Consider the following 13,859-nt stretch of genomic DNA (forward strand, 5'->3'; position numbering starts at 1 on the left):
GATCTACACCTGGCAGAACAACCAGATGTCGTCCGTAACAGGACCGATGAAGTCGATGTCGTACATCATGCCGATTATCTTCTTCTTTGTACTGAATAAATTCTCAGCAGGTTTAACCTTCTATTATACCGTTTCAACCCTCATCACCTTTGCGCAACAGGCTATCATCAAGCGCTTTGTTGATGAAGATAAAATCAAGGCTCTTCTTGAAGAGAACAGGAAAAAGAATGCTTCCGGCACAGGAGGTAAAAAATCTAAATTCATGGCCAAGCTTGAAGATGCGATGAAGGCAAGTGAAGAGGCCCGCAGACGTGCCGAAGAAGAAAGAAAAAAGCGTAAAAAATAAGAAATAAGTAGAAATACTTAGTTCGGAGCTCCCTAAGCGGCGTTATTCACAAGCGTTTGACACAACGTTCAGAAATTGTGCAACGATTGTGGATAACACGTTCCACGGAGTGTTCCACGCTCTTTCATATTGCTATATATTTGTAGCCCTCACTATACCTGAGAGGCTTTATTTTTTAATACGATGGGAAAAATTATCGCGATTGCGAATCAAAAGGGTGGCGTAGGTAAAACTACATCAGCAATCAATCTCGCTGCAAGCTTTGCTGTTTTAGAAAAAAAGACGCTGCTTGTTGACGCCGATCCCCAGGCTAACTCTACTTCCGGTTTAGGTCTTAATCCAAAAGACGTAACACAGGGAATATATGAGTGCATGGTAGACGGTGTAAACCCGCTGGATGCTGTTGTAAAGAATGAACTGAAGTATCTTGAAGTTCTTCCCTCCCACATTGACCTTGTTGGTGCCGAAGTTGAAATGGTTAGTATTGAACGAAGAGAAGAGAAGATGCGTGATGCACTCGGCAGCATCAAAGACCAATACGATTACATTATCATCGATTGCTCTCCGTCTCTCGGTCTGATCACCATCAACGCCCTTACTGCGGCGGATTCCGTGATCATCCCCGTTCAATGTGAATATTTCGCTTTGGAAGGTCTTGGTAAATTATTGAACACCATTAAGATCATTCAGACAAGATTAAATCCCAGGTTAGAAATAGAAGGGATTCTCTTAACGTTATATGACTCACGTACGAGTCTTGGAAACCAGGTGGTAGAAGAAGTAAGAACGCATTTTCAGAAAATGACCTTCAACACCATCATTCCAAGAAATGTGAAACTAAGTGAGTCTCCCAGCTTTGGTTTGCCTGCCATTGTGCATGACGCTGAAAGCAGAGGAGCCATTAGTTACCTGAATCTTGCACACGAAATTTTGGATAAAAACAACAACGGAGTATCGAAATGAGTAAGAAAAAAGCTTTAGGAAGAGGTCTCAGCGCTCTGCTTAAGGACAATGAGACGGAAGATAAGTTGGAAGTGGATATTCCAGAAAACAATACCATACCGGTAGCAGCTGCTACACCTGCGGGTCCTACCAGTGGTATAAACGAAATACCTGTTGACCAGATTGAGGTTAACCCTTTTCAGCCACGCTCCCATTTCGACCAGGATGCGTTGCTTGAACTTGCTGAGTCGATCAAGGTTCACGGCATCATACAGCCTATTACAGTAAGGCGACTATCAGAGAACCAATACCAGCTGATCTCCGGCGAAAGACGCTTCCAGGCATCGAAACTGGCTGATCTGAAAATGATACCGGCTTATGTTCGCTCTGCTGACGATCAGCAGATGCTGGAGATGGCCCTTATCGAAAACATTCAGCGCGAAAACCTGAATGCAATAGAAATTGCGCTGAGCTACCAACGCCTGATCTCAGAGTGTAACCTGAAGCAGGAAGAACTTGGCGAACGTGTTGGTAAAAACAGGGCAACGGTAACCAACTACCTCCGCCTGCTGAAGCTTCCTCCTGATATCCAGATCTCGGTGCGTGATAACCAGCTTTCTATGGGTCATGCCCGCGCGATCATTAACGTTGACACACCTGAACAACAGCTGTATATCTTCAAGCGCACCCTTGCAGAAGATCTTTCAGTACGCAAGGTTGAAGAGCTGGTAAGAGAACTCAGTGGAAAGAAAAACGGACCAGGCGGTGAATCTGAGAACGGCAGCAGCTCCCCTGCGCCTGTGTCGAAGGAAATCGTCCAGTTGCAATCCAACTTGTCATCTCATTTTGGCACAAAGGTTGTCATTAAGAGTGACGGCAAAAAAGGTGAGATTAAGATACCTTTTCTATCCGTAGAAGATCTCAACCGTATTTTGGATATTTTGAAGATATAATATAACACGTGCAAATCCGGATTTCAGTACTCACCGCTATCCTTCTGCTATGCTCAGCCTATGGTTATGCACAACGCAAAACAGAGTCAGACAGTCTGATCATTGAAAGCGGTGATACCGTAGCGATTAAATCCTACGCAGCACGTTATAATCCGCGTAAAGCGCTTCTTTATGCCTCAGTAGTACCTGGATTGGGCCAGATCTATAACAAGAAATACTGGAAACTACCGCTGGTATACGGAGGCGCTTTCCTGATCGGGAGACAGATCAATCTTTTCAACAACATCTATAGCGAGTACAAGGTATACCTGTATGAGAACCTCCAGGTGTCATCCAGTGATGGCACGGTTCATCTGGGCAGCGGAAGAACGACGGCCCAGCTCAGAAGAATTGTCGACCGCTCGCGCCGTGAGCGCGACTTCTGGATTATTATGGTAGGTGCTCTTTATATCCTACAAATTGTAGATTCACACGTAGATGCCCACCTGAAGGAATTTGACCTTAACCCTAATTTGCGCGTAAGCCTGCAGCCAACCATGGAACAAAATGCAATTTTAGGAAGACAAACTGGCCTTGCGTTGACAATGAAATTTTAATTCTCACAGCCAGGTTGTAGATTGCCTGGTAATTTAGTTTAACTACCTCCTATTCCATGAACATTGCACTTGTTGGGTACGGCAAAATGGGTAAAACCATTGAACGCATCGCCCTTGACCGTGGTCATAGCATTGCAGCCCGAATTGACGTTAACAATCAATCTGATTTAGAAAACATAAAGGCAGACGCCGCCATTGAATTCTCGCATCCCGACGCCGCTTTCAATAATGTAAAACGTTGTATAGAACTCGGTATTCCCGTAGTATGTGGTACCACAGGATGGCTTGAGCGTAAACCAGAAATTGAATCACTTACAAAGGAAAAGAATGGTGCTTTCTTCTATGCTTCTAACTATAGCCTGGGCGTGAACATCTTCTTCAAAATCAACGAGCATCTCGCCTCCATGCTTAAGAGCTTTAAACAATATGAAGTTGCGTTGGATGAAATCCACCATACGGAGAAGAAGGATGCTCCCAGTGGCACGGCCATCACGCTTGCGGAAGGCATTTTAAAGCACCTGGATCACAAGAAGAACTGGGTAAATAAAGATACCAGTAACATGCAGGAAATACCGATAAAATCGTTTAGAATAGACCAGGTACCTGGTACGCACGTTGTGAAGTATACATCAGCCATAGATGACATTGAGATCAAACATACAGCCCATACACGAGAAGGATTTGCTTTAGGTGCTGTAATGGTAGCAGAGTGGATCAAGGATAAAAAAGGTGTCTTAAATATGGATGACTTCCTGAAATTCTAAGCGCGACTTTGCGACTCATAAACAAACGATGCCCCGTATAGTGGCCTGCAAGCAAGGAACGCGCAAACAATGAGTCTGGGAAAAAATACCTTTATTTGCAGGTTTTAATAAGCGAAACAACAGATTAAAGAACAGATAAAACAATGAATTGGCAGTTTTGGAAGAAAAACAACACGAATAATGATGATCAGCACGAAAAACCAAAATCAAAGGTTCGCGAATGGTGGGACGCCATCCTGTTCGCCGTCATTGCTGCTACTTTAATCCGCTGGCTTATTATGGAAGCGTATACGATCCCTACGCCTTCCATGGAAAACTCCCTTCTTGTAGGTGACTTTCTGTTTGTAAGCAAATTTCATTACGGCACAAGAACAACAACAACACCGCTTCAGGTACCCCTAACCCACCAGAAGATCTGGTTTACGAATATTCCTTCTTACAGCACGGCCATTAAACTACCACAATACAGGCTTCCTGGTTTAACACACGTTAAGAACGGAGATGTAGTGGTATTTAACGTTCCGCCAAGAGAATTAAATGATGCTGATTACCCTGTAGATCTGAAGACCAACTACATCAAACGTTGTGTAGGGATTGCCGGAGATGTGATCGAGATCAAAAACGAGCAAGTGTATATTAACGGTAAAGAACTTCCTAATCCTGCTGACAGGCAATATGGTTACCTCTTTATGTCTAACGGACAGATTAGTGAAAGGAATTTCAAAAAGCTGGGCCTTGGCCCTGAAGATTACGGTATGGAATACCAGACCAGCGATGGTAAAGTGGCTTATCGTGTCCACTTAACGAAAGAGGCCTTTGAGAAAATAAATGCCGAGAAACCCAATTACATTATCTCCATTACCAAAGAAGAACGGAACGAAAAGGAAACGTTCCCTTACTCAGGATACAACCAGTTATTTGGGTTAAAGACAAATCCAAAGATGTCGTGGTCACAGGATAACTTTGGTCCCCTGTGGATTCCTAAAAAAGGTGCTACCATAGCGATTAATGATTCTACCTTAACACTCTATGGTAATACCATTGTGAAATACGACCATAATGATGAAGTACGTGTTGAGGAAGGTAAATTATATATTGACGGAAAGCAGGTTAATGAATATACCTTTAAACAGAACTACTACTTCATGATGGGTGACAACAGGCATAACTCCCTTGATTCACGCTACTGGGGATTTGTACCTGAAGATCACATTGTAGGAAAGGCGTTCTTCATCTGGCTTTCCATTGATCGCAATGCAGATTTCATCAACAAGATTCGCTGGAACAGATTCTTTAAACTGATTGAATAGGTTGGGGATACTGGATGCTGGATACTAGATTCTGAATACTGGTCTCTGGTGTCCAGCATCTAATATCACCAATTGATTTCTTCCAATCCTTTGCTTTTCAGGTATGCATTAGCTTTGCTGAAATGTTTGCAACCGAAGAAACCACGGTCGGCAGAAAATGGTGAAGGATGTGCTGACATCAAGACAAGGTGTTTATTCCTGTCTATAATCTCTCCCTTCTTTTGTGCATAGGCACCCCATAATAAGAACACTACATTTTGTTTTTCCTCCGAGATCTTTTTTACAACGGAATCGGTAAATGTCTCCCACCCTTTATTCTGGTGTGATCCTGGGGTACCTGCTCGTACCGTGAGCGTCGCATTGAGAAGCAATACACCCTGGCGTGCCCATCTTTCTAGGTCTCCAGATGGCGGTATCGGCTTGCCCAGATCGTCCTTGATCTCTTTAAAGATGTTCATCAATGAAGGAGGCATTCTTATACCATCCCTTACCGAAAAACAAAGTCCATTAGCCTGATGTGGTCCGTGGTAAGGATCCTGCCCGAGTATCACCACTTTTACATTATCAAAAGTACAGCAGTCAAACGCTTTGAAGATCTCTTTACCCGGCGGATATATTGTTTGGGTAGTATATTCCGTTTTTACAAAATCAATAAGTTTGGTGAAATAGGGTTGATCAAATTCTCCTGAAAGCTTTGCCTTCCATGAGGCCTCTATTTTAACATCCATTCTTAATGAGTTTTAGATGGCAGCGAAACAAAGACTAAAAGACAAAGATTCAAAGCGGGGATTAGGAATAATTTTTATTTATAATTACCTTGACTACCAATGAATTGAAAGGTTTTTATCAGAAAGAGGCAGGAATTCTAAAATTTTAATATTTTTGGATGTATGGTAACGGAAATTACGCAGGGAATAAAAGTCAGTGTAGAAACTGAATATCAGCCGGCTTACTCCAGTCCGACACAATACCATTACGTATTTACTTATCGCATTACGATTGAAAACCAGAGTGAATACACAATCCAATTAATGCGCAGGCATTGGAATATATATGATGCGGGTTTTTTAATGCGTGAAGTTGAAGGTGAAGGTGTTGTAGGACAGCAACCTGTTATTGAACCAGGTCAAACACATCAGTATGTATCAGGCTGCAACTTAAAATCAGGAATTGGTAAGATGGTAGGCACTTACCTGATGGAACGTATTGTTGATGGAACCCAAATGCAGGTAAACATACCCGAGTTTACCATGATTGCACCTATTCGCCAAAACTAGTTGCCCATTAACGCTCATCAAATCAAATCCTACTTATCGTACTGGCTGGATGCTGTAGACGAGCACGCTCTTCATTCTCCATTCTTTTTTGATTTTTATACCGGCGTTGTTAAGGGCTATCCAGTACCGCTAACAGTAGCGGAATCACTCCGAAAAAAACTTCTGGCCGACACACGATCTGTTTCATTTACCGATATAGGTGCCAAACGCGGAAACAACATACATACTACCCTTGGGGCTATAGCCAAAACAAGCTTAACGCCTGTGCGCTATGCGACCCTCTATAAGCGGATACTTGAAAAATTTCAATGTAAGACCATAATAGAACTGGGCACTAGCCTTGGCATCAACACCCTGTATTTGTCGTCTGCTCCTGGTGCCACCGTATTTACCTTTGAAGGCATTGACGCCATTGCAGAAACTGCAGCCCTGACATTTGAATTTGCTGAAGTATCCAACGTCAAGTTGATTAAAGGAAATATCCATACAACACTTCCTGCTTTTCTCCAATCGCACCGCAAAGTTGACTTCGTTTTAATGGATGCCAACCATACTTATGAGGCAACGATGCTTTACTTTAAAATGCTTCTTCCCAAGCTCCATGAAAAGAGCGTGGTTGTCATTGACGACATCTACTATTCGAAAGAAATGACGGAAGCGTGGAAGGCATTGAAGCACCACGACCTGGTTTATGCTTCCGCAGATTTGTTTAAATGCGGCATCCTGTTTTTTGATCCGTCACTGAACAAACAACACGTTATCTTACAGTTTTAGCTATTGTAATCCAAAAACATAGCCCTATTTTTGCATGATGGAAAAGACTATGACTGACAGCACAGAAACTACACCTACATACGAACCTGCCCCCCGCAAGAACAATAAAACCACCATAATCATAGCTTTGATGGCCATCATTATCATTATACAGGCCATAAAGATCTACCTCGACTCCCAGGAAAAGCATGAGGTACTTACACAGCTTACCTCAACAGAACAGGAGCTTGCTTCAACCATGCAGCGGCTTACTGAAATCCGGGCCGAGCTGGATCAGAAAATAGCGGAAGTTCAGAAGCTGGGAGGTGATTTTTCTGACCTGCAAGCAGCAAAAAATGAGATTGAAAATGAACTCAGGAGGTCTAAACGCGCTACCGGAAAAGAAATAAAAGCATTAAAAGACCGTGTTGAAGGCTATGAGCTGCTGCTTAAAAATAAGGACGAAGAGATTGAGAAGCTTAAAACTGTAAACAAGGAGCTTCTCACTGAAAATACCACCCTAAAAACACAGAAGAATGTTCTTGGTGACTCCATTAACCGCTTGAGCCAAACCAAGCAGGAATTAGCCAGCAAAGTGGCCATTGCATCACAGCTTAAAGCTGAAAATGTGAAGATTGTTGCTGTTAATGACAAGGGAAAAGAAAGGGAATCACCTTTCAAGAATCGCCAGCTGAGCCAGCTTAAAGTTGACTTTAACATTGCTGAAAACAGTGTTGCCCCTATCGAAGGCAAGAAAATCATGATCCGGATTATTGACGAAAACGGCCAGGTTCTTTTTGACGTAGCACGCGGTTCGGGCACCTTCATCTATAATGGAAAAGAAGAGTTCTATACTGCTTCCCAGGAGATTTTGTTTGACAACACAAGACAAAGGTTAACCTTCCTTTATGACAAGGGATCGGAATATCCTGAAGGAAAGTACGAGCTGGAAATCTATACAGACGGCTATATGATGGGAAAAGGCCAGTTTACTGTAAAGTAGGCTTCCTGTTAAAAAGGGCTTTTTTAAGAAAATTGATCAGTTTTAATGGAAAACAGGAGGTCGCGGAGGCTTCCTGTTTCTATTTACGCTTGAGTGTATTTTCAAAATTCATCTGCATTTCATACTTTTGCAGGCTCAAATTAAAACACAATGAAAAATTACGAGACGGTATTCATTTTAAATCCCGTTTTGTCTGAGGACCAGGCAAAGGATACTGTTGAAAAATTCGTGAAAGTGTTGAAGAATAGGAATGCTCAAATCCTTAACCAGGAATTCTGGGGATTGAAGAAGCTTGCTTATCCTATCAACAAAAAGTCAACTGGCTTTTACAATCTTGTCGAATTTACAGCAGATTCTTCAGTGATCAACACTCTTGAAACAGAGTACAGACGAGACGAATCAGTAATGCGTTTTTTAACAACTGTATTGGACAAGCATGCAGTTACTTACAATGAACGCAGACGCAAAGGCGAATTTAGAAACAAAGACAAGAAAACATCTGTTAGAAAAACTGCGGAGGAGTTAGCCGAATGACATTAATGAACGAACCTATCAAGCGTGCTGAGGTTAAACCTAAGTACTGCCGTTTTAAGAAGAATGGTATCAAGTATATCGATTACAAGGATCCTGACTTCTTATTAAAATTCATCAATGAGCAAGGTAAGATATTGCCACGCAGACTTACAGGAACAAGCTTGAAGTTTCAAAAGAAAGTAGCTCAAGCTGTTAAGCGTGCCAGACACTTGTCATTGCTTCCTTACGTTGGTGACTCATTAAAGTAATCTTTAACCCTTTAAAGAAAAACGAACATGGAAGTAATTTTAAAACAGGACGTACAAGGCCTTGGCTATAAAAACGATATTGTGAAAGTAAGACCTGGATATGGTAACAACTACCTTATTCCTAACGGGTTTGCTTTAATCGCGAATGAGTCAAACAAAAGACTGGTGAATGAAAACATCCGCCAGGCTGCTCACAAAGCTGCTAAAATCAAGCAAGATGCTGAAGCGTTAGCTGCTAAAGTTGGCGAATTGACTGTAGAGATCAAGACCAAAGCGGGTGAAAGCGGAAAAATATTCGGTGCTGTTACAGCAGTACAGATATCTGATGCCTTAAAAGCAAAAGGTTTTGATATCGATCGTAAGAAAGTAGTTCTAAAGGAAAGTCCAAAACAAATTGGTACTTACACTGCAACGCTTGATCTTCACAAAGAAGTGAAACACGAGATCAGCGTGAAAGTAGTAGCTGAATAATATTCTTATCAGTGATATTACAAAAAGCCACAGCAATGTGGCTTTTTCTATTTTATCCAGTAGCCTCTCTCCTAGCCTTTATTGTTGAAAGCCAGCTCACTCTCCCATTCGTTGTGTAACAGGATCATCGATTATTTAACCTGAATAAAGATTATTCAGTGCGCTCATATTACCTCGCATTCATTCACAAAATAAAACCTCTCATTCATAAAAATAAGGAGGTTTGAAACCGCTCATCGTAATTATCTACAATTTCAGGCATTGGTATTTATCTATATTTACACGTGAAGAATTAATCGAGATATCAATATTCATTCTCCAATTCTTAACACCAGCGAAGTATTTTTAATGGCTTTCTAATTATTGGAGATGACCTGTTAGAAATCTAAGAATAGAATTTATTTAGTCCCAGCATCAGACATATGGTTGACCCTCTCCATATTCTGGTGCTTTTTATTTGTATCCATTTCTTACCTCTTTTTAAAAACCATTTACGCATGCTTTAGATAAACGCCAGGGTCGTTTAATGTAAATAATGCGATTACAACGACAGCAAGGACGTTTCACAGTCTGCACACATGAATAATCCAGGTAATCCTGCCGCTGTTGGCATAAGGTTTTATTGATGTTAGTAGGATGATTCAGTAACTATTAAAAAGCAGATCTATGAGCTATCTCCAAATCAAAGAAAAAGATGTAAAGACCTTTAAAGCTTTCATTTCAGGACGTGAAATTGAGGTAGGTGTATCTGTATCTCCGGCTTCAAATATCTTCAGAACCGGTGATGAAGTTGAAATTCTTTACGGCGACGACTTCTATAAAGCAAGGATCAATCAAAAGAAGGTAATTAATCCTCCGGGTAAAAATCAGCCTCTTGTTACGTTAAGTGTATTGAAGAGGTAATTAATAATTGAACCTCTCCAACACACCTTGATATTTATTATTACAATTCTCTTAACCAGATATTTCTAAAGCTAATAGCCTTGCTGGGATCGCCATGATCCTGTAATGAGATAGGCGCCTTGCCATGTGGTGCCTTGTATGCAGGCATGCCAATATACGCTGTATGTCCTCTGATCTCATAATTGTTTTGTACCAATATACCATTGTGAAATACTGTGACCCGTGCAGGTGAATGTAATGTGCCATTTTCATTAAAGCGCGGTGCCGTGTATGTGATGTCATATACATTCCACTCACCAGGCTTACGCATGGCATTCACCAATGGTGGATTCTGTTTGTAGATACTTCCAGCCTGACCATTTACATATGTAGGATTGTTGTAGTTATCCAGGATCTGTACTTCGTACCAATAGTCTGGAATCTTGAGGTCATCACTCAAATCCTGGAGGAATAGTCCGCTGTTTCCCCTTCCCTGGCTTTGTCCCTGGATGTCTTCCGGTATTCTCCATTCAATGTGTAACTGATAGTCGCCAAACTTCTGACGTGTTGTAATATCACCGGTACCTTTAACTACAGTAAACAGGCCGTCTTCAACTTTCCATTTTGCTTCGCTTCCATCGCGGCTCTTCCATTTCGAAAGATCTTTACCGTCGAAAAGAACAATGGCATCAGAAGGCGGAGGAACCATCACATAAGGCCCTGGTTCAACTTTCTTTGGTACAGGCTCCCAGTACTCTGTCATCTGAGGTTTCATGCGTGAAGCAAAGGGTGAAGGCTCACTGCCTTTCAAGCGCTTCAATGTGCCACTGTATTCCTTTCCCTCGTTTGTAAGAGAGAGTGTCATGTTATCACCGTTTAAGGTGCCTTTATAGGATGTTACTTTTCCGTCGTTGTTGACAGAGAACGTAAATGTGCTGCCACTGATCTTGCCATCTGTAAACAGCTTGTCGTTGTACGGTGTTGTTACAACGCCTGAGAACTTCTTACCATCGGCCTTCAATTCGAGGTAAATGTCCATGTTGTTGTTCAGCTTGCCACTCCATCTTCCGTCGATATCAGCAGCAGAAGCAGTAAATGCCGCCATTAAAAAAAGTAATGCTAATAGTTTATTCATCATAATATTGGATAGTAGTCGGCGGACAAAGTAGTGAATACCCCTTGTGTTGTCAAGCTTCTTTTAGAACTTACGGTTAAGCAGGACTCAACGGTTATTTTCTTATGTAAGGAGATGTGGTGCGTTACTTTTTATCAAATAATTGCGGCAACACCTCGGTTAGCGTAATCTTATACTCGTCAAATGAACTCAGGTCGTTATGTGTGCCTTGCGGAAATAAGATCATTCGCTTGGGCCCTTTAAATCGCTGATACAATTTTTCGGTATGGGAATACGGGATAAGGGTATCTTTACTGCCATGCAGAAAGATGACGGGTGACTTTATTTTATCGAGCTTGGCGATGGTATTGAAGCGGAACTTCAGATAGAGCGAAGGAAAGAAAAAGGGAAGCTTCTCATTGGCCAACGCTGCAATAGAAGTATAGGGTGATTCAAGAACAACACCTTTAACCTCTACCCTGGTGGCAAGCTCTACGGCTACACCTGTACCTATTGAACGACCATAGATTATGATGTGCTCAGACTTATATCCTTTTTCAATCAGGTACTCATAGGCTGCTTCTGCATCATGATAAAATCCCTTTTCAGAAATAGTGCCTGTGCTTTTACCATATCCCCTGTAGTCAATGATAAGAACGCTAAAGCCAAGGCCCGTAAAGTCTTCAGCTACATATTGCCATCCACTGAGGTCGCCAGCGTTACCATGGAAGTACAGGATTACATCCTCTCCTGTTCCCCTGAAAAAGAGCGCATTTATCTTTTCATGATCAGAGGTTGTTAACATTAAGTCTTCGCTGTTGTAAGCACTTGCAAAACGATAATTAGAAGAGAGCTTTCCGGGAAGAAAAATCAGTTTAGCCTGAAAGAGATAAAGCAAGAGAACAACAACCAGGTAAAGACCAATAATAATGAGTGCTGTTACTTTCAGAAATGCCATGGTCGGGATAGTTGGTCTGTTTGCTAAAGTACGCGTTGAATGGTGGAAATAAAAGAAGCTTATGTTACTTATGTCATTCTGAATTTCATTTTCATAGTACTTCTTAATCTTCTTTGCTGGCCGCACGCGTGTCCCTTTGCTGGCGCACGCGTGTCGCGTGTGCCTTTTACATATTTGTGTTAATCACATATATTACATTATAAACACTATAGTGTATCAATAAGTAGGAAGTATAAGTTTTACAACAAGAATGGATTGTATTTCGTGAGCTTTGCAGTAGTTTATTGGATTGATGTTTTTGTACGCGAAGAGTATTATGAAGTCATTATCCAAAGCCTGGATTATTGCCGAAAGAATAAAGGTTTAGAAATTTATTGTTGGTGTATTATGCCAAGTCATATCCATTTAGTGATACGAGCTAAAGAAAGTAATCCTGAGGTAGTTTTAGGAAGGTTTAAGGAGTTTACATCAAAGCAACTATGTATTAAGATCGAAGAAAATATTCAGGAGAGCAGAAGAGAATGGTTGTTATGATGTTTGAAAGAGCGGGAATAAAAAGTAGTAATGTTAAGAATAGACAGGTTTGGCAGCATCATAACAAACCAATAGAGTTATGGAGTCCGGAGGTGATAGACCAGAAGGTAGATTACATTCACAATAATCGGGTAGTGTCAGGATTCGTAAAAGAGCCCGAGCATTGGAAATATAGCAGTGCCATAGACTATAGTGGTGGTAGAGGGTTGCTGGAAATAGATTTTATTTAATACGACACGCGTTTAATAAGGCACACGAAGGTCAAGTGTGGCATATTAAGTATGCAAAGCCACAAGTGTAAGGGTAAGGCACACGCGGCACGCGTGCGCCAGCGTGAGGGCGTTGAATGGTGGAAATAAAAGAAGCTTATGTTACTTAGATCATATTGATTTCTTAGTCTTTCTATTGAAGATTGCCGGGAAGGGGATTCCTCGAATCTATTTTATCGCATAGTATAGAGGTTGTATTCTCGGAATGACGAGTTTAGAACAGAAGTAGTATGAGGTTTGTTTAATAAGGTATATGTAATAGTTCGTTACCTCGGAGTTGGAGGCTATTATACTGTATCATTTCGCTCTTTTTACCCCAATCTTAGGATGACGACTGGTACTTAAAACTACGTGAATAATATAGTGTCTTCCTCTATTGTGTAATGTACGCAAATTGGGAAGCTCTTAATTTGGGTCATTCGTACTTCTTTATATCTAACTTGATATTGAGCCGGACCTTTTTCAATAAAATCAAAACTCCTCTCAAGCTCAGTTAAAAAGATATCTCCTAATCCAACTCTTTGTTGATTATACCAACTATAAATTTCTTCTATGTCCTTTTCCGCTAATGGTTTAACAATTAAACAATAACTCATGTCTTTTGCGTGACTCTGTTTTTTACTTCGTTCCAGGTTGATCCTTCCTGGGGAGATGCTTTATGCGCTGCCAATCGCTCGTCTAATAGTTGTTTATGTTCATCTGTTAAAAAATAATTCTCCTGGCCGGTATCGGCTTTTACCATAGCGTAAATCATGTTAAAATTCTTTCATCAGCTTTGTCAATATACCGATGTAGCTCCTCTCTGATCTGTGCTGCTCCCATGGTTAATTATTTTTGACTCTTTAAAGATAACAATTTTATAGTTTTCTTCTGTTTCATTTCGTTAGTGTCAAGGCTTGTAAAGG

The 13,859-nt window shown here is 41.2% G+C and carries 20 protein-coding genes; 15 read left to right on the forward strand and 5 right to left on the reverse strand.

Going from position 1 to position 13,859, the window contains the following annotated elements:
- The 6 genes from KK060_RS15980 to lepB all read left to right on the forward strand — a co-directional run.
- Window positions 1–346: YidC/Oxa1 family membrane protein insertase (locus tag KK060_RS15980; RefSeq protein WP_254154773.1), on the forward strand; the 346-nt coding region annotated here is incomplete at its 5' end.
- A gap of 183 nt (window positions 347–529) precedes the next feature.
- Window positions 530–1,309, forward strand: a complete 780-nt coding sequence (locus KK060_RS15985) for a ParA family protein (protein WP_254154774.1) — start codon at window positions 530–532, stop codon at window positions 1,307–1,309.
- On the forward strand, window positions 1,306–2,241 hold the full coding sequence (locus KK060_RS15990) for a ParB/RepB/Spo0J family partition protein (RefSeq protein WP_254154775.1): 936 nt from the start codon (window positions 1,306–1,308) through the stop codon (window positions 2,239–2,241). Before KK060_RS15985 ends, KK060_RS15990 begins: the two co-directional genes overlap by 4 nt.
- Before the next feature lie 8 nt (window positions 2,242–2,249).
- Window positions 2,250–2,837 (forward strand): DUF5683 domain-containing protein, encoded by a 588-nt coding sequence (locus tag KK060_RS15995; RefSeq protein WP_254154776.1) that lies wholly within the window; start codon window positions 2,250–2,252, stop codon window positions 2,835–2,837.
- A gap of 56 nt (window positions 2,838–2,893) precedes the next feature.
- Complete coding sequence (gene dapB, locus KK060_RS16000; RefSeq protein WP_254154777.1) at window positions 2,894–3,601, forward strand: 4-hydroxy-tetrahydrodipicolinate reductase; 708 nt, start codon at window positions 2,894–2,896, stop codon at window positions 3,599–3,601.
- Between the two features lie 143 nt (window positions 3,602–3,744).
- Window positions 3,745–4,911: a signal peptidase I gene (gene lepB / locus KK060_RS16005; protein WP_254154778.1), complete on the forward strand. Its 1,167-nt coding sequence runs from the start codon at window positions 3,745–3,747 to the stop codon at window positions 4,909–4,911.
- A 65-nt stretch (window positions 4,912–4,976) separates the two neighbouring features.
- Here the strand turns inward: lepB and ung are convergent, their stop codons facing one another.
- The gene (gene ung, locus KK060_RS16010; RefSeq protein WP_254154779.1) at window positions 4,977–5,639 is read right to left on the reverse strand and encodes a uracil-DNA glycosylase; all 663 of its coding nucleotides are present in this window, start codon (window positions 5,637–5,639) and stop codon (window positions 4,977–4,979) included.
- Window positions 5,640–5,801: 162 nt separating this feature from the next.
- Here ung and apaG point away from each other — a divergent pair, with 162 nt between their 5' ends.
- From apaG to KK060_RS16045, 7 genes are all read left to right on the forward strand, one after another.
- Window positions 5,802–6,188, forward strand: coding sequence for a Co2+/Mg2+ efflux facilitator ApaG/CorD (gene apaG / locus KK060_RS16015; protein ID WP_254154780.1), 387 nt, complete (start codon window positions 5,802–5,804; stop codon window positions 6,186–6,188).
- On the forward strand, window positions 6,189–6,962 hold the full coding sequence (locus KK060_RS16020) for an O-methyltransferase (RefSeq protein ID WP_254154781.1): 774 nt from the start codon (window positions 6,189–6,191) through the stop codon (window positions 6,960–6,962).
- A 34-nt stretch (window positions 6,963–6,996) separates the two neighbouring features.
- The gene (locus KK060_RS16025) at window positions 6,997–7,944 is read left to right on the forward strand and encodes a DUF8428 domain-containing protein (protein WP_254154782.1); all 948 of its coding nucleotides are present in this window, start codon (window positions 6,997–6,999) and stop codon (window positions 7,942–7,944) included.
- Between the two features lie 150 nt (window positions 7,945–8,094).
- Window positions 8,095–8,478 carry a 30S ribosomal protein S6 gene (rpsF, locus tag KK060_RS16030; protein ID WP_254154783.1) on the forward strand — a complete coding sequence of 128 codons (384 nt, stop codon included), beginning with the start codon at window positions 8,095–8,097 and terminating at the stop codon, window positions 8,476–8,478.
- Window positions 8,475–8,726, forward strand: coding sequence for a 30S ribosomal protein S18 (gene rpsR / locus KK060_RS16035; RefSeq protein WP_254154784.1), 252 nt, complete (start codon window positions 8,475–8,477; stop codon window positions 8,724–8,726). The genes rpsF and rpsR overlap by 4 nt, the downstream gene beginning before the upstream one ends.
- A gap of 27 nt (window positions 8,727–8,753) precedes the next feature.
- A complete protein-coding gene (gene rplI / locus KK060_RS16040) occupies window positions 8,754–9,197 on the forward strand; it encodes a 50S ribosomal protein L9 (RefSeq protein WP_254154785.1) in 444 nt (147 codons plus the stop codon).
- Window positions 9,198–9,863: 666 nt separating this feature from the next.
- Entirely contained in the window at window positions 9,864–10,100 is a 237-nt protein-coding gene (locus KK060_RS16045) for a hypothetical protein (RefSeq protein WP_254154786.1), read from the forward strand.
- Window positions 10,101–10,140: 40 nt separating this feature from the next.
- Here the strand turns inward: KK060_RS16045 and KK060_RS16050 are convergent, their stop codons facing one another.
- Window positions 10,141–11,217, reverse strand: coding sequence for a 3-keto-disaccharide hydrolase (locus KK060_RS16050; RefSeq protein ID WP_254154787.1), 1,077 nt, complete (start codon window positions 11,215–11,217; stop codon window positions 10,141–10,143).
- Window positions 11,218–11,338: 121 nt separating this feature from the next.
- Window positions 11,339–12,151: an alpha/beta hydrolase gene (locus KK060_RS16055; protein ID WP_254154788.1), complete on the reverse strand. Its 813-nt coding sequence runs from the start codon at window positions 12,149–12,151 to the stop codon at window positions 11,339–11,341.
- A 264-nt stretch (window positions 12,152–12,415) separates the two neighbouring features.
- Between KK060_RS16055 and KK060_RS16060 the strand changes: the two genes are divergently transcribed.
- Complete coding sequence (locus KK060_RS16060; RefSeq protein ID WP_254154790.1) at window positions 12,416–12,685, forward strand: transposase; 270 nt, start codon at window positions 12,416–12,418, stop codon at window positions 12,683–12,685.
- Window positions 12,682–12,915 (forward strand): hypothetical protein, encoded by a 234-nt coding sequence (locus KK060_RS16065; RefSeq protein ID WP_254154791.1) that lies wholly within the window; start codon window positions 12,682–12,684, stop codon window positions 12,913–12,915. The genes KK060_RS16060 and KK060_RS16065 overlap by 4 nt, the downstream gene beginning before the upstream one ends.
- 386 nt (window positions 12,916–13,301) lie before the next feature.
- Here KK060_RS16065 and KK060_RS25220 read toward each other — a convergent pair whose 3' ends face one another.
- Window positions 13,302–13,550, reverse strand: coding sequence for a type II toxin-antitoxin system RelE/ParE family toxin (locus KK060_RS25220; protein ID WP_367397498.1), 249 nt, complete (start codon window positions 13,548–13,550; stop codon window positions 13,302–13,304).
- On the reverse strand, window positions 13,547–13,696 hold the full coding sequence (locus KK060_RS16070; RefSeq protein WP_254154792.1) for an addiction module protein: 150 nt from the start codon (window positions 13,694–13,696) through the stop codon (window positions 13,547–13,549). Before KK060_RS16070 ends, KK060_RS25220 begins: the two co-directional genes overlap by 4 nt.
- Between the last annotated feature and the right edge of the window lie 163 nt (window positions 13,697–13,859).

Source organism: Chryseosolibacter indicum, from assembly GCF_018598585.1.
Classification (GTDB): domain Bacteria; phylum Bacteroidota; class Bacteroidia; order Cytophagales; family Cyclobacteriaceae; genus Chryseosolibacter; species Chryseosolibacter indicus.